The 17,756-nt window shown below is 55.8% G+C and carries 16 protein-coding genes; 7 read left to right on the top strand and 9 right to left on the bottom strand.

Features of this window, described 5'->3' with window-relative positions; all coding sequences use genetic code 11:
* Positions 1-7 precede the first annotated feature (7 nt).
* The 4 genes from pheA to O3C79_RS15385 all read right to left on the bottom strand — a co-directional run bounded on the left by pheA (position 8) and on the right by O3C79_RS15385 (position 6,146).
* Positions 8-898: a chorismate mutase gene (pheA, locus tag O3C79_RS15370; RefSeq protein ID WP_494383816.1), complete on the bottom strand. Its 891-nt coding sequence runs from the start codon at positions 896-898 to the stop codon at positions 8-10.
* 1 nt (position 899) lies between these two features.
* Complete coding sequence (gene serC, locus O3C79_RS15375) at positions 900-1,982, bottom strand: 3-phosphoserine/phosphohydroxythreonine transaminase (protein ID WP_494383817.1); 1,083 nt, start codon at positions 1,980-1,982, stop codon at positions 900-902.
* A gap of 26 nt (positions 1,983-2,008) precedes the next feature.
* A complete protein-coding gene (gene gyrA / locus O3C79_RS15380; RefSeq protein WP_494383818.1) occupies positions 2,009-4,675 on the bottom strand; it encodes a DNA gyrase subunit A in 2,667 nt (888 codons plus the stop codon).
* Between the two features lie 115 nt (positions 4,676-4,790).
* Complete coding sequence (locus tag O3C79_RS15385) at positions 4,791-6,146, bottom strand: HDOD domain-containing protein (RefSeq protein ID WP_494383819.1); 1,356 nt, start codon at positions 6,144-6,146, stop codon at positions 4,791-4,793.
* Between the two features lie 100 nt (positions 6,147-6,246).
* On the opposite strand from O3C79_RS15385, the gene ubiG reads away from it, so the two are divergent.
* Genes ubiG through O3C79_RS15400 form a run of 3 tightly spaced genes read left to right on the top strand, consistent with a single transcriptional unit; the run spans position 6,247 to position 8,427 of the window.
* Complete coding sequence (ubiG, locus tag O3C79_RS15390) at positions 6,247-6,963, top strand: bifunctional 2-polyprenyl-6-hydroxyphenol methylase/3-demethylubiquinol 3-O-methyltransferase UbiG (RefSeq protein WP_494383820.1); 717 nt, start codon at positions 6,247-6,249, stop codon at positions 6,961-6,963.
* A 3-nt stretch (positions 6,964-6,966) separates the two neighbouring features.
* Positions 6,967-7,638 carry an HAD family hydrolase gene (locus O3C79_RS15395; protein WP_494383821.1) on the top strand — a complete coding sequence of 224 codons (672 nt, stop codon included), beginning with the start codon at positions 6,967-6,969 and terminating at the stop codon, positions 7,636-7,638.
* 33 nt (positions 7,639-7,671) lie between these two features.
* On the top strand, positions 7,672-8,427 hold the full coding sequence (locus tag O3C79_RS15400) for a YciK family oxidoreductase (RefSeq protein WP_494383822.1): 756 nt from the start codon (positions 7,672-7,674) through the stop codon (positions 8,425-8,427).
* A gap of 84 nt (positions 8,428-8,511) precedes the next feature.
* On the opposite strand, the gene rluB is transcribed toward O3C79_RS15400, so the two are convergent.
* From rluB to O3C79_RS15420, 4 genes are all read right to left on the bottom strand, one after another.
* Positions 8,512-9,444 (bottom strand): 23S rRNA pseudouridine(2605) synthase RluB, encoded by a 933-nt coding sequence (rluB, locus tag O3C79_RS15405; RefSeq protein ID WP_494383823.1) that lies wholly within the window; start codon positions 9,442-9,444, stop codon positions 8,512-8,514.
* 111 nt (positions 9,445-9,555) lie between these two features.
* Positions 9,556-9,954 carry an H-NS histone family protein gene (locus O3C79_RS15410; RefSeq protein ID WP_494383824.1) on the bottom strand — a complete coding sequence of 133 codons (399 nt, stop codon included), beginning with the start codon at positions 9,952-9,954 and terminating at the stop codon, positions 9,556-9,558.
* Positions 9,955-10,027: 73 nt separating this feature from the next.
* A complete protein-coding gene (locus O3C79_RS15415) occupies positions 10,028-10,648 on the bottom strand; it encodes an L-threonylcarbamoyladenylate synthase (RefSeq protein WP_494383825.1) in 621 nt (206 codons plus the stop codon).
* 35 nt (positions 10,649-10,683) lie between these two features.
* A complete protein-coding gene (locus O3C79_RS15420; RefSeq protein ID WP_494383826.1) occupies positions 10,684-11,502 on the bottom strand; it encodes a PHP domain-containing protein in 819 nt (272 codons plus the stop codon).
* 98 nt (positions 11,503-11,600) lie between these two features.
* On the opposite strand from O3C79_RS15420, the gene O3C79_RS15425 reads away from it, so the two are divergent.
* From O3C79_RS15425 to O3C79_RS15440, 4 genes are all read left to right on the top strand, one after another.
* Entirely contained in the window at positions 11,601-12,152 is a 552-nt protein-coding gene (locus O3C79_RS15425) for a septation protein A (protein WP_494385800.1), read from the top strand.
* A gap of 1 nt (position 12,153) precedes the next feature.
* Entirely contained in the window at positions 12,154-12,453 is a 300-nt protein-coding gene (locus tag O3C79_RS15430; protein ID WP_494383827.1) for a YciI family protein, read from the top strand.
* A gap of 153 nt (positions 12,454-12,606) precedes the next feature.
* A complete protein-coding gene (locus tag O3C79_RS15435) occupies positions 12,607-13,209 on the top strand; it encodes an OmpA family protein (protein WP_010321835.1) in 603 nt (200 codons plus the stop codon).
* A 95-nt stretch (positions 13,210-13,304) separates the two neighbouring features.
* Positions 13,305-13,736 carry a DsrE family protein gene (locus O3C79_RS15440; RefSeq protein WP_494383828.1) on the top strand — a complete coding sequence of 144 codons (432 nt, stop codon included), beginning with the start codon at positions 13,305-13,307 and terminating at the stop codon, positions 13,734-13,736.
* Positions 13,737-13,807: 71 nt separating this feature from the next.
* On the opposite strand, the gene purL is transcribed toward O3C79_RS15440, so the two are convergent.
* A complete protein-coding gene (purL, locus tag O3C79_RS15445) occupies positions 13,808-17,710 on the bottom strand; it encodes a phosphoribosylformylglycinamidine synthase (protein WP_494383829.1) in 3,903 nt (1,300 codons plus the stop codon).
* Between the last annotated feature and the right edge of the window lie 46 nt (positions 17,711-17,756).

The following is a 17,756-nucleotide window of genomic DNA, read 5'->3' on the forward strand; positions in this document are numbered from 1 at the left end:
AAGGCTTTTAGAGTACAGCCTTGGGGTAGGACCCCAGGAATTTCACGTTGATGTCCAGCTGTTCCAGCTCACCCATCAACTCTCCGATCTGCGGCTCGGACACATGGCCTTCAAAGTCGATGTAAAACAGCGTTTGCCAGTCATGCTCACCACTGCTGCGGGTTTCCAGGCGGGTCAGGCTGATATTGCGACGGTGGAAAGGTGCCAGCAGCTCATGCAAGGCACCGGCTTCATCGCGACACTCCAGCAGCAGTGATGTCTTGTCTTCGCCACTGGGGCCAATGGCATCACGACCAACCACCAGGAACCGCGGACAGCGTGAGGTGGCTTCAGACGAAACCGCTGGCGTCAGCTCCACTTCTCCGCAGATATACAGGTCATAACGACGGAACAGGTCCAGTGTGTGACGAATCAGGCCTGCATCCTCGACCTCAATCGGCACCACTGCATAATGTGCTTCGCTGCTCTGAACCGCTTCAAACACCGATTCCAGGCTGCTCAACACACGACAATGGGCCGATTGGCCAAAGTGCTTTTGCGCCGCCTGCTGGGTGAAGGTGCCTTCTGGCCCCAGGAAAACCACTTCAAGGGGCTCCTCGAGCGCCAGGCACACTGACATCACTTCACGGAACAGGCGTGCTACTGTTTCATCTGCCAGCGGCCCCTCGTTGCGCGCCATGACGGCCCGCAAAACCTGAGCTTCACGTTCGGGACGGTAAAAAACCGGCAGCTCATCACCCTGGCGGTAGCGTTCCTTCACCTCCGCAACCGACTGAGCCAGCCGGGCACGGTCATTCAAAAGCTGGTGAATCTGGCGATCGACAGAGTCAATTCCATCGCGCAGAACCCTCAGCTCTGCTTCCTGTGCATCAGCGGCCGGTGACTGATCTTTACTCATGTTACGCCTGCTCTTTCTCGAAACGCTGCATGAAGTCGATCAGAGCATCTACCGCCGCTTCCGGAACGGCATTGTAGATACTGGCTCGCATGCCGCCCACAGAGCGGTGCCCCTTGAGATTCAGCAGCCCTTCGGCTTCCGCCAACTCCAGAAAACGCGCTTCCAGTGCGGTATCCGCCAGCGTGAACGGCACGTTCATGATAGAGCGGTTATTAACCGCCACCGGGTTGCCATAGAAGTCACTGCCATCAATCGCGGCATAAAGCTTGGCAGCCTTGCGACGGTTGATCTCGGCAATGGCCTGCACACCGCCCTGGCGCTTGATCCACTGGAACACCAGACCTGCCAGATACCAGCCAAAGGTCGGCGGCGTGTTGTTCATTGAATCGGCATCCGCATGGATCTTGTAGTCGTACATGCTGGGCGTGCCTGCCAATGTCTGGCCGATCAGGTCTTCACGCACGATGACGACGGTCAGGCCCGCCGGACCGATATTTTTCTGGGCGCCCGCGTAAATCAGGCCAAAGCGGCTGACATCAACCGGTGCGGACAGGATGTCCGACGACATGTCAGCGACCAGCGGTACATCGCCGGCATCCGGGATGTAATCAAACTCGACACCGCCAATGGTTTCATTGGTGGTGTAGTGCAGATAGGCCGCTTTCGGGTCCAGCTGCAGTTCGGACTGAGCAGGCGCCGAGGTAAAGTTGTTGGCTTCAACGCTGGCAGCAACATTGACGTTGCAGTAACGCTGAGCTTCCTTGATCGCTTTCTTGGACCAGATACCGGTATTGATGTAATCGGCATACTCGGCACCGCGCAGCAGGTTCATCGGTACCATGGCAAATTGCGCCGTGGCACCGCCCTGCAGGAACAGCACCTTATAGTTGTCCGGGATCTGCATCAGTTCGCGCAGATCCTGTTCAGCCTGGGTGGCAACCCCTACATACTCGGCACTGCGATGGCTCATCTCCATGATGGAGAGGCCCTCACCATGCCAGTCCAGCAGCTCCGCCTGAGCCTGTTGCAACACTTCTTCCGGCAGTGCGGCAGGGCCGGCACTGAAGTTAAATTTGCGTGTCATGTCAGTTTCGCGTCCAAACTCAATAATCAGTCTTCAGTAGAATCGGCTTCGCCAGTATCGCTCTCGGTGGCCGCGCCCGCTTCAGTGCTTTCAGCCTCGGCACTTTCAACCTCAGTACCCTCAACCTCAGCACCCTCAACTTCAGCGCCTTCGCTTTCGTCCTCTTCGGGCTCTTCAATACGCGCGATACCGACCAGCGCTTCCTCTTCAGCCAGGCGAATCAGCATGACGCCCTGGGTGTTTCGGCCCAGGCTGGAGATTTCGCCACTGCGCGTACGCACCAGGGTGCCACGGTTACTGATCAGCATGACGTCATCGCCTTCAAACACCTGAACAGCACCTGCCAACTGGCCGTTACGGTCGGTGCACTGCATGGCAATTACGCCCTGGCCACCACGCCCACGCAGCGGGAATTCGTCCACACGGGTCTTCTTGCCATAACCATGCTCGGATGCGGTGAGGACCTCACCACCCTCCTGAGGCACAATCAGGGAGATTACGCGCGCGTCTTCTTCCATCTTCACACCACGAACACCGCGTGCGGTTCGGCCCATGGCTCGGACATCGTTCTCATTGAAACGGATCGCCTTGCCGGCACTGGTCACCAGCATGACATCATCCTGACCGTTGGTCAGAGTGGCACCGATCAGGCGGTCGCCTTCAACGATATCCAGCGCGATCAGGCCTGTACTACGCGGACGTGAGAATGCATCCAGTGGCGTTTTCTTGACCGTACCGTTGGCAGTTGCCATGAAGACGAAGCGGTCCGGATCAAACTCTTTCACCGGCAGAATGGTGCTGATCCATTCGTCTTCAGCCAACGGCAGGATGTTGATTACCGGGCGACCTCGAGAAGCACGGCTGGCTGGCGGAATCTCGTACACCTTGAGCCAGTAAACCTTGCCCATGTTGGTGAAGCAAAGCACGGTATCGTGCGTATTGGCGATCAGCAGATGTTCAATGAAGTCTTCATCCTTCATCGCTGTTGCCGACTTGCCCTTACCGCCACGGCGCTGGGCCTGATAATCGGTCAACGGCTGAGTCTTGGCGTAACCCGCGTGGGAGATGGTAACGACCATATCCTCTTCGTTGATTAGGTCCGCCACTGTCAGGTCCTGCATGGACGCCTGAATTTCGGTGCGACGTTCATCCGCGTACTCGGCGACAACCTCATCCAGCTCTTCGCGAATCACTTCCATCAGGCGTTCGTAGGAGCCCAGGATGTGCAGCAATTCCGCAATCTTCTCCAGCAGCTCACGGTACTCACCGATCAGCTTTTCATGCTCCAGGCCGGTCAAACGGTGCAGTCGCAGGTCCAGAATCGCCTGTGCCTGAACCGGCGACAGGTGATAATGGCCATCATGCATACCGTACTGGGGCTCAAGATCTTCCGGACGGCAGGCATGTTCACCGGCGCGCTCCAGCATGTCAGTCACATCACCCGGCTCCCAGGCCGTTTCCAGCAGGCGTTCCTTGGCTTCTGCAGGTGTAGGCGACTGCTTGATCATCTCGATCACGGCGTCAATATTGGCCAGGGCTATGGCCAGACCTTCCAACACATGGCCACGCTCACGTGCCTTGCGAAGCTCATAGACGGTACGGCGTGTAACCACTTCACGGCGGTGACGAACAAAGCATTCCAGAATCGATTTAAGATCCAGGATCTTGGGCTGACCATCAACCAGGGCCACCATGTTGATGCCGAACACGCTCTGCAGCTGTGTCTGGCTGAACAGGTTGTTGATGATCACGTCCGGTACTTCACCGCGACGCAGCTCGATCACGATGCGCATGCCGTCCTTATCGGACTCGTCACGCAGCTCGCTGATGCCTTCGATCTTCTTCTCTTTCACCAGATCGGCGATCTTTTCAATCAGACGCGCCTTGTTGAGCTGGTATGGAATTTCGGTGATTACCAGGACCGGGCGCCCGTTTTTCGGGTGCTCTTCCACGTGATGACGGGCACGCACGTAGATACGGCCACGGCCGGTGCGGTAGGCCTGCAGGATACCTGCACGGCCATTGATGATACCGCCGGTGGGGAAATCCGGACCCGGAATGCACTCCATCAGCTCATCGATGCTGATATCCGGATTGTCGATCAATGCGATACAGCCACTGACCACTTCACCCAGGTTGTGGGGCGGAATATTGGTCGCCATACCCACAGCGATACCGGCAGAGCCGTTCAGCAGCAGGTTGGGCAAGCGAGTGGGGAGGACTGCGGGAATTTTCTGGGTTCCGTCGTAGTTATCAACGAAATCCACGGTTTCCTTATCCAGGTCCGCCAGCATCTGGTGCGAAATCTTCGCCATGCGGATCTCGGTATAACGCATGGCCGCTGCGGAATCGCCGTCAACGGAACCAAAGTTACCCTGACCATCCACCAGCATGTAACGCATGGAGAAGTCCTGCGCCATACGGACAATGGTGTCATACACGGCACTGTCGCCGTGCGGGTGGTATTTACCGATTACGTCACCCACGACACGCGCCGATTTCAAATACGGCCGGTTCCAGGCGTTGTTAAGTTCGTTCATGGCGAAAAGCACACGCCTATGAACCGGTTTTAGGCCGTCACGCACATCCGGCAGAGCTCGGCCAACGATTACGCTCATGGCGTAATCGAGGTAGGACTGTTTCAGCTCGTCTTCAATATTGACTGGCAGAACTTCTTTGGCTAAATCACCCATTCGCTCAGCTTTCCTTGATCCGGTACCCGAGCACGCCCTGATGGCGCGCCTGTAAACTGCGGGAGTATACCACAGCGCGTCTCATTTCACGCCTACCCGACGCCAATGAGACTGCTTAATCCGATTGTTCCAGCCAGTTCTTCAGCACGACAGGCAGCGCATTGCGCCGCTGCTTCAGACGCGGTTTAAGAATCTGTTCCCAGCAGGTATCTACATCAACGGGTTTCATACCGAGCACTCGCTGATACTCACGCACAAAAAGGGCTGTGGTTTCGCGTTTTTGCATTCCATCCAGCACCCACCCCGAGATATACATCAGAGCTGCCGGTATCAACTGATCCTGAGGCAGACGCGCCGGCATGGCGAACTCAGGGTAATGCTGCACTTCGATTGCACGCCAAACAGTTTCGGGCAACTGCCAGTCTTTAAGCAGCCGCGCCCCGACCACTCCCGGGTGGACCTGACGGATGACACCCTTAAAGGAAGGGTTTTGGCGCACCAGCAAGGCAATCACCACACGCCCCAGGTCATGCAGGAGCGCAATGGTACTTACCTCGGCCGGGCGCCCTTTTCCTGTTGCCTGCGCCAGGGCAAAGGCGATGTGCGACAGCATCAAGGCACGCTGGTAGCTGTTCCGGAACTGCTCATTATCCGGCAATGATTTGCGCAAGCTCTCTGCCATGATGATCTGGTACACCTCTTCAAACCCGAGCAGACTCACGGCCTGGGATGCGTCCGTCACACTTTGCCCGAGACTGTAGGCAGGCGAGTTGATCGCCTTGAGCAGCTGAGCCGTCAGCGCCGGGTCCTGATGCACCAGCTCGGCGACCTGGGCATGGGTACTGCTTTCATTCGTCAGCGTCCTTAGCAACTCAACACTTGCCAGCGGCAGGCGTGGAATACGCTTGACCACCTGGGTAACGGCATCCGACTCGGCAAACTGCACCTCTCCGGTTTCCATGGAACGAAACAGGGCATCTGACAACTGCAGATAACGAGCCTCAGCCTTATCGGCTGCAGCAAACAGTGCCGCATTTGCCTGCGCAGCAAACGCCTGCCCCTGACGCAATAACAGGGTCTGAGTACTGTCCTGCAACTGGTTCAGCGCCGAATCAGACAGGCACAGCAGCACGCTTCTCTCCTGAACATGCAAGCGCGCAAGCAAAGGACAGCCTGACGCCATACAGCTCACAATCTGGCCTGCACCAAGCTCCAGCGGACTCGCATTTTCGCTGATATCCAGGTGAACACGACCGCTTTGCACCAGCAGCAATATGCTGGTGCCGTTGCCTTCCACGGTCGCAAGCGCCTGGGCTACCGGCGCACCGGACTCCAGGGTCAAATGACGCGCCTGATTGATCAGTTCAACCTGAGCCGATTCGCCCAGACCAAACGACACTCCCTTGTCGCTCTCTTGCACAGCCTTTTGTTGATCCGCCTGCGCGCCGTTGCGCTTCCAGAAACCGATCATGCCTTCTCCTCGATACATCCATGGGCCCGGTTGATTTCCGCGCCTCTGACCAATAGTGATAGAATGCGCTCATTCGAATTCTGGAGCAAAGGCAGAGATCATGAAACAGGATGCCGGGCTGAACCTGGACCCAACCGAGATTGCCAAATTTGAAGAACTGGCGAGCCGCTGGTGGGATCGCAACAGCGAATTCAAACCTCTGCACGATATCAACCCGCTGAGGGTCGACTTCATTGACCGTATCGGCAGCCTGGCGGGCAAGAAAACCCTTGATGTCGGCTGCGGCGGCGGCATCCTTTCCGAAGCCATGGCCCAGCGCGGAGCTGAAGTAACCGGTATCGACATGGGCGAAGCCCCACTGAAGGTTGCCAAGCTGCACGGGCTGGAGAGCGGTGTACAGATCAATTATCGCCAAATTACGGTGGAGGCCCTGGCCGAAGAGATGCCCGAAAGCTTCGACCTGGTCACCTGCATGGAAATGATGGAGCACGTGCCAGATCCTGCCTCGGTGGTAAATGCCTGCGCACGTCTGCTTAAACCGGGTGGCCGCCTGTTTTTGTCCACTCTGAACCGCAACCCGAAAAGCTACCTTTTCGCCATTCTTGGGGCTGAGCGACTACTCAAGCTGGTTCCGGCTGGCACACATGATTTCAATAAATTCATCCGCCCGGCGGAGCTTGGCGGCTGGGTACGCGCTGCGGGGCTGGAAACATTGGAAATGACCGGCCTGGTATACAACCCGCTCACCAAGATATACCGTCTCGACCCCGAAGATGTGGACGTCAACTACATGCTGGCCTGCCAGAAGGGCGAATAACTGATGAGCCCTCAAAGCGCCATTCTATTTGACCTGGACGGCACACTGCTGGATACCGCCCGAGACTTTCACGGCATCATCAATCGCATGCTGGCTCAGCACGGTCGCCCATCGATCAGCTATGACAGCCTGAGAACCCAGGTCTCCAACGGCGCTCGCGCCATGGTTCGCCATGCATTCGAGCTCGACCAGGACCACCCTGAGTTTGCCGCTTTACACCAGCAGCTTCTGGATGATTACGCCAGTACCGATTATCCCGACAGCCGCCCCTTCACCGGGGTCGAAGCACTCGTTGACTGGCTTGAAGTCAGCAAACATCCCTGGGGAATCGTCACAAACAAGCCTGAACGCTTCACCCACCCGCTGCTTCAGCAGGTAGGACTAGGTCAGTGCAAATGTATTATCTGTCCCGAGCAGGTAAAACAGACCAAGCCGGATCCGGAAGGACTGGTGCTCGCCTGCGAGATACTGGGCAGCAGCCCCGAAGACAGCATCTATGTGGGCGACCATATCCGCGATATCGAAGCAGGCAGAGCTGCTGGCATGAAAACCGTTGCCGCTGCCTGGGGCTATCTTAACGAGGGCGAATCCTGCTCGGACTGGGACGCTGATTATATCTGCGCACAAGCCGAAGACCTGCGCCCCCTGCTACACTCAATTTTACAAGCACACTGAACTGCTTCACCGACTGTTGTTAAGGAGTCAAGGATGTTTCACTACAGCGCCCGCACCGATTTGCTGCAGGACCGCATTATATTGGTCACCGGTGCCGGAGACGGCATAGGTCGCGCTGCGGCTCTGTCATATGCAGCCCACGGCGCCACCGTCATCCTGCTGGGCCGCACCCTGGAAAAACTGGAAGCGGTCTATGACGAAATCGAGGCGGCAGGACACCCGCAGCCGGCCATCGTCCCGATGAACCTGGATTCTGCGACTGAGCATGATTACATCGAACTGAGCAACAAGCTGTATGACGAGTTCGGTCGCCTGGACGGCGTTCTTCACAACGCCAGCCTGCTGGGCATGCGTACACCGCTGGAAAACTATGACCCGATCACCTGGGATCAGGTCATGCGCGTCAACGTAAACGCACCCTTCCTGATGACTCAGTCCCTGCTGCCGCTGATGCAACACTCAGGCGATGCTTCCATCGTCTTCACTTCATCAGGCGTTGGCCGCAAAGGGCGCGCCTACTGGGGTGCCTATGCGGTCTCCAAGTTTGCCACCGAAGGCATGATGGAAGTACTCGCAGACGAGCTGGATAATTCGCCCAACATTCGTGTTAATGCGATCAACCCCGGCGCAACACGCACCAACATGCGTGCCTACGCCTACCCGGCTGAAGACCCGGAAACCAACCCGGCACCGGCCGATATCATGCCACTCTACCTGTACCTGATGGGCCCGGATAGCCGTAGCGTCAACGGCAAATCTCTCGATGCTCAGGGTGAGGGTTCTGCATAGGCAACACTCAGAGTCATTGCTATCACGCATTAAAAAAGGAGGCCAAGGCCTCCTTTTTTATTAACGAAACAACCTGCGAAATACTTAAACGCGACGCCCGCGACGATTGCTCGTATTACGACGCCCGACAGAGCGCGCCTTGCTTTTGGAACGACCAGGCGTACGCGGCTTGGCTTCTTCCGTCTGCCCCTTGATCACTTCCTGACGCACACGTTGACGCTTGTACAGTCGCTCTTCCTTCTCAGACTCGATCGGCGTCGGACGATGGGTGCGAACCGGCTCCAGATCCACCTCTTTAGACAAGAGGTCCACTTCCTTGGAGCCAAGCTCACGCCAGGTACCCACCTTGACATCACTGGGCAGGAAGACAGGTCCGAAGCGCACGCGCTTCAAACGGTTCACCTGCAGGCCCTGTGATTCCCACAGGCGGCGCACTTCGCGGTTGCGGCCCTCCATGACCACACAGTGATACCACTTGTTGGCGCCTTCGCCGTCGAAATAACGCACATCGGTAAAGCGCGCCATACCGTCTTCCAGCAGCACACCTTCCATCAGGCGTGTCAGCATGGCATCTTCAACATCACCCAGCACGCGTACCGCATACTCGCGGTCAATCTGCATTGAGGGGTGCATCATGCGGTTGGCCAATTCACCGTCAGTGGTAAAAATCAGCAAGCCCGTGGTATTGATATCCAGGCGACCAATCGCCACCCAACGCCCCTGCTTCAGCGGCGGCAGGTTATCAAACACCGTCGGACGACCTTCGGGATCATGGCGCGTACACACCTCACCCAAGGGCTTGTTATAAATCAGCACACGGCGCTCGGCCGTTTGCGGGAAGGTCAGCTCAGCAGGCTTACCATCCACTTTGACTTCATCATGGGGACCAATACGATCACCCAAGGTCGCAACCGTGTCATTTACACTAATACGGCCACTTTCAATCCAACGCTCCATCTCACGACGTGAGCCAATACCGGAGCGCGCCAAAACCTTCTGTAACTTTTCATCGCTCATTTTGACGTCTCTTAAATTGACCGCGGGCATTGCCACGCAGCTTAAGTAGAAAACAAAAAAACCTCTTCAGGTTTCCCCAAAGAGGCTTTTATCAGACGCTATAATGCCCGATCAGTCAGCTGTGGGCAACTGATCCTTGGTGATACCGTGCTTGTCCATATACTCGCGGAAAGCGACCGGGGTACGGCCACGACCTGACCAGGCGTGCTCTTTACCTTCGGCATCTTCAATAACGTATTTAGCTTTTACGGTTTTACGCGCAGCCGTCGGCTCGATACCCTTTTTAAGTTCATCCAGATCGACGCCGGCCTCTTTCATCAGGCGCTGAATCTGTTCGACTTTCTCTTTTTTAGCCAGCTCAATCTCTTCTTCGCGACGCTTGGCTTCTTCAATTTCGACACGAATATCGTTCAGATCAGCAATAACCTTGTCGATTTCAGCCAGGCTCAATTCGTTGCAATGCTTGCGAAGAGAGTTTTTGCGCGTCAGCGTCTTAATAAAGTCTGTCATTTCGGTGCCCGTCTTAAATAGATTTTCTTCAATTATCGACATAAAAATGTATTTTTCAACAACCTGCATCAGGTTATTTGAAATATTGTGTATCTCCGGCCCCTTCTCGGGTTACTTGAGGCACTTCTTCGGTCATATTAATGACACTGGTCGCTTCCATACCGCAATACCCGCCATCAATAATCAGGTCGACTTGGTGCTGTAACAGGTCGCGCATTTCATACGGATCGGTCAAAGGCAGTTCCTCGCCAGGCATTATGAGTGATGTACTCATAATAGGTTCCCCCAAATAGGAGAGCAGCTCCGACACGATGGGATTATCCGGCACACGAATACCAATTGTACGTCGTTTCGGGTGCAACAATCTGCGTGGCACCTCGGTGGTTGCCGGCAAGATAAAGGTATAGGCACCCGGGGTGTGCGCTTTCAGCAAACGAAATATCTGGTTATCCACCTTGGCATAGGTACTGATAGCTGAGAGATCGTCACAAACGAGAGTAAAGTTGTGCTTATCATCCAGATTTCGGATGCGCTTAATACGATCCACGGCCTTTTTATCACCCAAGTGACAGCCAACTGCATACGCACAGTCAGTAGGATAAATAACAACCCCGCCATTTCTGATTATTTCCACCGCCTGCTGAATCAATCGCTTTTGCGGGTTTTCGGGATGTACCTGAAAAAACTGGCTCATAGGGCCTCCTGTATACTCGTATTCCGTCATCGTACTCACCCGCCTGCTACCAGTGCATGAATCAGGTGACGCTGTGTTTCAACCCTCGGGAAACGTCCCAAGTGCGTCCAGCGATGTTTGGGGGTATGAAAATCACTGCCTGATGAAACCTGCAGATCATGCTGATCCGCTATCCGCATCAGCAAACCGATCTGCTCCTGGCTAACACCCGGGTAGGCTATTTCAAAACCATCGACACCGGCCGCTACCATTTCAGCCATTAAAATCCGCAAACGGGAAAACGTCAGATTATATTTGGTAGGGTGAGCCAGTAGTGCATACCCACCGCTTTTCTGCACCTGACTTATTGCCTCGGCCATATCAGGCCATTCGGCTTTGACATCACCCGGCTTGCCCTGACCCAGAAAGCGATCAAAAGCTTCGCTCTCACTGCTGACCAATCCTGCTTCCAGCAATGCCCGGGCGAAATGCGGACGGCCTATCTGCCCTTCACCGGCCAGGGCTTTTGCCTGTTCGAGAAGATCATCCGGCAATCCTTTAGCGATTAATTTTGTGGCTATTTTCTCAGCGCGCTGATTACGCAGGAATGACAAATGCTCCAAATACCCCTTCCAGCCTTCATGGTCAGGATCGATTTTCAGACCCAACAAATGGATAACACGCTTATTCCAGCGGCATGTCAGCTCAACCCCCGGGATAAACCTCATATCAAGACGCTCTGCCGCAGCCGCCGCTTCCGCCTGGCCTGCCAGGGTGTCGTGATCAGTCAGTGCCAGTAACTGCACCCCGTTTTGAGACGCCAGTTCGACCAGTGCCTGCGGCGACAGCGCACCATCGGATGCGGTACTATGCATGTGCAGATCAAAACAGGGCAGATCTGTACTTTGGGTGTCAGCTTTCATGTATTGAGGCACGCCTTAGTCACAACCTTATCAATCAGATTAGCAGGCCGATGAAACTACTACTCGACTTTCTTCCTGTCATTATATTCTTTGCAGTCTATAAATTCAGTGGCGACATAATTCTGGCAACTGCCGTGCTAATTCCGGCAACGCTGGCCCAGATGGCCTACACCTGGTTCACCACCCATAAAGTTGAAAAAATGCAGCTGGTGACACTGGGACTGGTTATTATCCTCGGCGGCGCGACCGTTGCCCTCGATAACAAAGCATTTATTCAGTGGAAACCAACCATTGTAAACCTGCTGTTTGCTGCCGCATTCCTCGGCAGCCAATTCATTGGCAAAAAAACGATTGTGGAACGCTTAATGGGGCAAGCTGTTGAGCTGCCCGCTTTCGTCTGGCGTCGACTGAATCTGGCCTGGGTTGCTTTTTTTGTACTGATGGCCGCTCTCAACCTGATCGTGGTTTATACCCTGAGCGAAGATGCCTGGGTTAATTTCAAACTGTTTGGCATGCTGGGCTGCACCCTGGTATTTATCCTGGCACAAGGCATCTATATTTCTCGCCATGCGCCCGAGCAAACCGATAGCAAGGAGGAGTAACATGTATTACGCAATTATGGCCGAAGATGCTCCCGGCACTCACGATAAACGCATGGCCGCCCGTCCGGACCACTTGGCCCGCCTGGAAGAACTTAAACAGCAGGGCCGCTTGCTGATTGCAGGACCCCATCCTGCCATTGACAGTGAAGACCCGGGCCCGGCCGGTTTTACCGGCAGTTTGGTGGTGGCCGAATTTCCATCACTGGAAGATGCCAAGGCCTGGGCGGATGCTGATCCCTATATTTCTGCAGGCGTTTATCAGAAAGTGACAGTAAAACCGTATAAAAAAGTATTGCCTTGAGCTAACATTGAAATCAGTTAGCTCTACATACCACGTAAGCTTTGCTGTCGTGATGGGTACGTGAGATGTTTGGCTGGCGTTAAGGCATTAACAGCTTTAATGTACTAATATTGTTCGTAGATCTGAACATCCACCTGGCACAAGGATATGACGATGAAAAAGATTGCAATGGCTGCTGGATTGGCAATGGCTCTGGGTGCATCTGCTGCTCAGGCAGGAGTTCCGGGTTACGCCGTAAACTCCAGCGACACTATCTGGCGCACCAGCTTCGGTGAATGCTGGCACACCAGCTCCTGGACTCAGGAAAAAGCAGTTGTAGGCTGTGACGGCGTGGTTGCTATGAATGAAGAGCCCGCTGCTCCTGCACCGGCTCCCGCTCCTGCACCGGCTACAATGGCTGACGTAGAGAAGAAATTTGCGCTCTACTTCGATTTCGACAGCACCGAAGTTGGTGACGTGAGCAACGTTGTTAACTACATCGGCTCTCTGGCTAGCCTGAACAGCGTCAAGCTGGTCGGTTACGCTGACTTTATCGGTTCTGCCGCGTACAACGAGAAGCTGTCTGAGCGCCGCGCAAGCGCCGTTGCAGCCAAGCTGGAACAGGCTGGCGTTGACGCAAGCAAGATGTCTATCGGCTTCATGGGTGAGTCCGCTCCGGTTGCAAACTGCACCGGTCGTGGCGCCGAGCTGATCGCATGCCTGCGTCCGGACCGTCGTGTAGACGTGGAAATCATGGGTAAGAAGCGCATGCAGTAATCTGCATTAGTGCTTCCCCGAAAAGCCGGCCCTGTGCCGGCTTTTTTTATGGATGTGTGTCATATACAACACCCCGTTAACACAGGAGTCTCACTATGCTTAAGCCACTCTTTATGGTGTGGGCACTCTTTATATTCGCCCTTCCCACATACGCCGATACTGAATACCCGGCACAAAAGGTTGTGTACCACATAAACTATGGTGACAACTCCCGGATATCAGCCACCTTTACCAACATCAGCAATCATATTCAGGCCGTAGGCGAGAGCAATATCGACCTGCGAGCCGTTATTCACGGCCAGGCAATTGAGTATTTCATGGACGCCAAAGCCGATAGCGACAAACAGATCGCCCTGGATACACTTCGCTTGAGCGGCGTGCGCTTCATTATTTGCGGTAACACACTGGACGGCTATAACATTACACGAAGCGACCTGTACGATGTCGAGTCAAGTGATGTTGTTCAGGCAGGGTTACCTGAAATTGTTCGCTTGCAGCAGCAAGGATTCAGCTACGTCAGACCTTAAGCCCCACTAAATCGCAGACACAAAAAACGGCAGCCGAAGCTGCCGTTTTTAATCTTGCCGGGAAAGGCTGATCAGCCGACCCAGACACGTGCATTACGGAACATGCGCATCCAGGCACCATCTTCGGCCCATTCATCCGGTGCCCAGGAATTCTGGACGGCAAGGAAAACACGCTCCGGGTGCGGCATCATGATAGTGACACGACCATCCGGCGTCGTCAGACCGGTGATACCCAGCGGCGAACCGTTCGGGTTGGCCGGGTACACAGTGGTCGCATCGCCTCGGTTATCCACATAACGCAGAGACACATTGCCAGACTCATTCAGCATACGCAGCTGCGCATCGTCTTCAAACTCGGCACGGCCTTCACCGTGAGCAACGGCGATCGGCATGCGAGAACCCGCCATGCCCTGCAGGAAGATAGAGGGGCTGTCTTCAACCTCCACCATCGCAACACGCGCTTCAAACTGCTCGGACTGGTTGCGCACGAAGTGCGGCCAGAGATCCGCGCCCGGAATCAGCTCGTGCAGGTTGGACAGCATCTGACAGCCGTTACACACGCCCAGCGCGAAGGTGTCTTCACGCTCGAAGAAGGCGGAGAACTGTTCACGCGCCACAGTATTAAACAGGATCGACTTGGCCCAACCCTCACCGGCGCCCAAGACGTCACCGTAGGAGAAGCCGCCACAGGCGACCAGACCACGGAACTGATCCAGTGTGATGCGACCGGAGAGGATGTCACTCATGTGCACATCGATCGCCTCAAAGCCGGCACGGTCAAACGCCGCTGCCATTTCCACCTGGCCGTTGACGCCCTGCTCACGCAGAATGGCAACTTTCGGACGCACGCCGGAGGCAATCAGCTCGGCCGCCACATCGTCGTTCTGGTCGAAGCTCAGGCTGGCGCTCAGACCCGGATCTTCACGATCCAGCAGACGATCAAACTCCTGCTGCGCGCACTCGGAGTTATCACGCAGTGCCTGAATGCGGTATGAGGTTTCGGCCCACCAACGCTGCAGCTGGATCAGATCGGCACTGTACACTTCTTCATCGTCGAAGAAGCAGTTCAGCTGCAGATCCGGATTCAGGGTACCGACAACTTTGGCCACGTCAGCCAGGCCCGCCGCGTTCAGTTCGTTAAGGACGGTTTCCATATCCTCGCGACGGATCTGGATCACCGCACCCAGCTCTTCATTGAACAGCGCAGCCGCCAGCTCGGAGCTGTCTTCGGCCAGCAGGTCCAGGTTCAGGTCGACACCGGTACGACCGGCGAAGCCCATCTCGGCGATGGTCGCCAGCAGGCCGCCATCAGCACGGTCGTGATACGCCAGGATCAAACCCTGTTCATTCAGTTCCTGCACCGCAGTAAAGAAGTTAGCCAGCAGTTCGGCGTTATCCACATCCGGTACATTCTGACCCACTTCGTTGTATACCTGCGCCAGCGCAGACAGGCCCATGCGGTTCTGGCCATTGCCCAGATCCAGCAAGATCAGATCGGTCTCACCCTTGTCGGTACGCAGCTGAGGCGTCAGTGTCTTGCGTGCATCCAGCACCGGCGCGAAGCCGGAGATGATCAGCGACATCGGCGCCGTCACGCTCTTCTGTTCACCGTTGTCATCCCAGACGGTACGCATGGACATGGAGTCCTTGCCCACCGGAATGGTGATGCCCAGTTCCGGGCAAAGCTCCATACCCACCGCCTTGACGGTGTCGTACAGTTTCTCATCTTCACCTGCGTGGCCAGCGGCACACATCCAGTTGGCAGACAGCTTGATATCGGACAGCTCGCCGATACGGGCCGCCGCCAGATTGGTGATGGTCTCACCGATCGCCATGCGGCCGGAGGCCGGGGAATCGATCAGTGCCAGCGGGGTACGCTCACCCATCGCCATGGCTTCACCGGCATGGGTGTCGAACGAAGCAGTAGTCACGGCGCAGTCGGCGACCGGTACCTGCCAAGGACCAACCATCTGGTCACGAGCGACCTGACCAGTAATGGAGCGGTCACCGATGGTGATCAGGAAGGACTTGGACGCAACCGCCGGCAGTTTGAGTACACGTTCGGCTGCATCCGCCAGTTCGATTTCAGCGGTATCAAATTCAGGTACTTCGTAAGCCTTACGCTCAACGGTGCGGTGCATTTTCGGCGGCTTGCCGAACAGCACGCTCATCGGCAGATCAACCGGCTTGTTTTCGAAGTGGGTATCACCCAACGTCAGGTGATGCTCTTCGGTGGCTTCACCGACGACTGCGAACGGGCAACGCTCACGCTCACAGATCGCTTCGAAGCGAGCCAGATCTTCCGGCTTAACCGCCATCACGTAACGTTCCTGGGCTTCGTTACACCAGATTTCCAGCGGCGACATGCCCGGCTCATCGTTATTGACGTTGCGCAGTTCGAAGTTGCCACCACGACCACCGTCTTTCACCAGCTCAGGGAAAGCGTTGGACAGACCACCAGCACCCACATCGTGGATGAACGCAATCGGGTTGTCGTCACCCAGCTGCCAGCAGCGGTCGATCACTTCCTGACAGCGACGCTCGATTTCCGGGTTGCCACGTTGAACGGAGGCAAAATCCAGATCGGCAGAAGAGCTGCCGGAAGACATGGAAGAGGCAGCGCCACCACCAAGGCCGATCAGCATCGCCGGGCCGCCCAGACAGATCAGTTTGGCACCGACAGTGATTTCGCCCTTCTCGACATGGTCTTCGCGGATGTTGCCCAGACCGCCGGCAATCATGATCGGCTTGTGGTAGCCGCGTACTTCATCACCGTTGGCACCCGGCACTTTCTGCTCGAAGGTACGGAAGTAACCGGTCAGATTGGGACGACCGAATTCGTTGTTGAACGCAGCACCACCGATGGGGCCTTCGATCATGATATCCAGCGCAGACGCAATGCGCTCCGGCTTACCGTAACCGGATTCCCAGGGCTGTTCGAAGCTCGGGATATTGAGGTCAGATACGGTGAAGCCCGCCAGGCCCGCCTTCGGCTTGGAACCGCGACCGGTAGCACCTTCGTCACGGATTTCCCCGCCGGAACCTGTGGCTGCACCAGAGAACGGCGCAATCGCAGTCGGGTGGTTATGGGTTTCCACTTTCATCAGAATGTGGATCGCCTGCTGGTTGTAACCGTATTGGCCGGTCGCTGCATCCGGGTAGAAACGGCCCGCTTCGCTGCCTACGATAACGGATGCGTTGTCCTTATAGGCAGACAGAACGTTTTCACCGCCCTGGTTGTAGGTATTGCGGATCATGGCGAACAGGGAATGCTCCTGACGCACACCATCGATGTCCCAGCTGGCGTTGAAGATCTTGTGACGGCAGTGCTCGGAGTTCGCCTGCGCAAACATCATCAGCTCAACGTCATTGGGGTTACGCCCCAGGCCTTTGAAACTTTCGACCAGATAATCGATCTCATCATCTGCCAGCGCCAGACCCAGATCGCTATTAGCCTTAACCAGCGCGTCACGACCACCATCGAGAATATCGACCTGCGTCATCGGGCGCGGCTGTTCATGACGGAACAGCGCTTGCGCCTGATCCAGGTCAGCCATGACAGCTTCAACCATGCGATCATGCAACTGCGCAGCAACCTGCTCGGCCTCAGCATCGGTCAATGCCTGCTCGCTGCTAACGTAGTACGCCAGGCCGCGCTCCAGGCGGTCAACGGCATCCAGGCCGCAGTTGTGCGCGATGTCAGTTGCCTTGCTGGACCAGGGTGAAATAGTTCCGGGGCGCGGTACGATCAGGAACAGGCGGCCGGCCGGCTCTTCAACGCTGGCCTTGGGGCCGTATCGCAGGATACGATCCAGAACCTGAGACTCCTGGTCTTCCAGATCACGTTTCAGATCTGCAAAATGGACGAATTCTGCGTATAGTCCATTGACAGTCGGGACTTGGGACTGGACCTGGAACAGCAGTTTTGCATGACGAAAAGACGAAAGAGCGGGAGCTCCACGCAGTACGAGCATGTTGATATCGAGCCTCTTGGTTCTACCTGAGAGTCAGGCGTTGGGA

The sequence above is a fragment of the Marinobacterium sp. NO-S09 genome (genome assembly GCF_059179545.1).

What these genes read in the sequence shown, in the direction of transcription:
- pheA (WP_494383816.1), bottom strand. Translation starts at nt 898, where the DNA reads ATGAGTAAAGATCAGTCACCGGCCGCTGATGCACAGGAAGCAGAGCTG.
- serC (WP_494383817.1), bottom strand. Translation starts at nt 1,982, where the DNA reads ATGACACGCAAATTTAACTTCAGTGCCGGCCCTGCCGCACTGCCGGAA.
- gyrA (WP_494383818.1), bottom strand. Translation starts at nt 4,675, where the DNA reads ATGGGTGATTTAGCCAAAGAAGTTCTGCCAGTCAATATTGAAGACGAG.
- O3C79_RS15385 (WP_494383819.1), bottom strand. Translation starts at nt 6,146, where the DNA reads ATGATCGGTTTCTGGAAGCGCAACGGCGCGCAGGCGGATCAACAAAAG.
- ubiG (WP_494383820.1), top strand. Translation starts at nt 6,247, where the DNA reads ATGAAACAGGATGCCGGGCTGAACCTGGACCCAACCGAGATTGCCAAA.
- O3C79_RS15395 (WP_494383821.1), top strand. Translation starts at nt 6,967, where the DNA reads ATGAGCCCTCAAAGCGCCATTCTATTTGACCTGGACGGCACACTGCTG.
- O3C79_RS15400 (WP_494383822.1), top strand. Translation starts at nt 7,672, where the DNA reads ATGTTTCACTACAGCGCCCGCACCGATTTGCTGCAGGACCGCATTATA.
- rluB (WP_494383823.1), bottom strand. Translation starts at nt 9,444, where the DNA reads ATGAGCGATGAAAAGTTACAGAAGGTTTTGGCGCGCTCCGGTATTGGC.
- O3C79_RS15410 (WP_494383824.1), bottom strand. Translation starts at nt 9,954, where the DNA reads ATGACAGACTTTATTAAGACGCTGACGCGCAAAAACTCTCTTCGCAAG.
- O3C79_RS15415 (WP_494383825.1), bottom strand. Translation starts at nt 10,648, where the DNA reads ATGAGCCAGTTTTTTCAGGTACATCCCGAAAACCCGCAAAAGCGATTG.
- O3C79_RS15420 (WP_494383826.1), bottom strand. Translation starts at nt 11,502, where the DNA reads ATGCATAGTACCGCATCCGATGGTGCGCTGTCGCCGCAGGCACTGGTC.
- O3C79_RS15425 (WP_494385800.1), top strand. Translation starts at nt 11,601, where the DNA reads ATGAAACTACTACTCGACTTTCTTCCTGTCATTATATTCTTTGCAGTC.
- O3C79_RS15430 (WP_494383827.1), top strand. Translation starts at nt 12,154, where the DNA reads ATGTATTACGCAATTATGGCCGAAGATGCTCCCGGCACTCACGATAAA.
- O3C79_RS15435 (WP_010321835.1), top strand. Translation starts at nt 12,607, where the DNA reads ATGAAAAAGATTGCAATGGCTGCTGGATTGGCAATGGCTCTGGGTGCA.
- O3C79_RS15440 (WP_494383828.1), top strand. Translation starts at nt 13,305, where the DNA reads ATGCTTAAGCCACTCTTTATGGTGTGGGCACTCTTTATATTCGCCCTT.
- purL (WP_494383829.1), bottom strand. Translation starts at nt 17,710, where the DNA reads ATGCTCGTACTGCGTGGAGCTCCCGCTCTTTCGTCTTTTCGTCATGCA.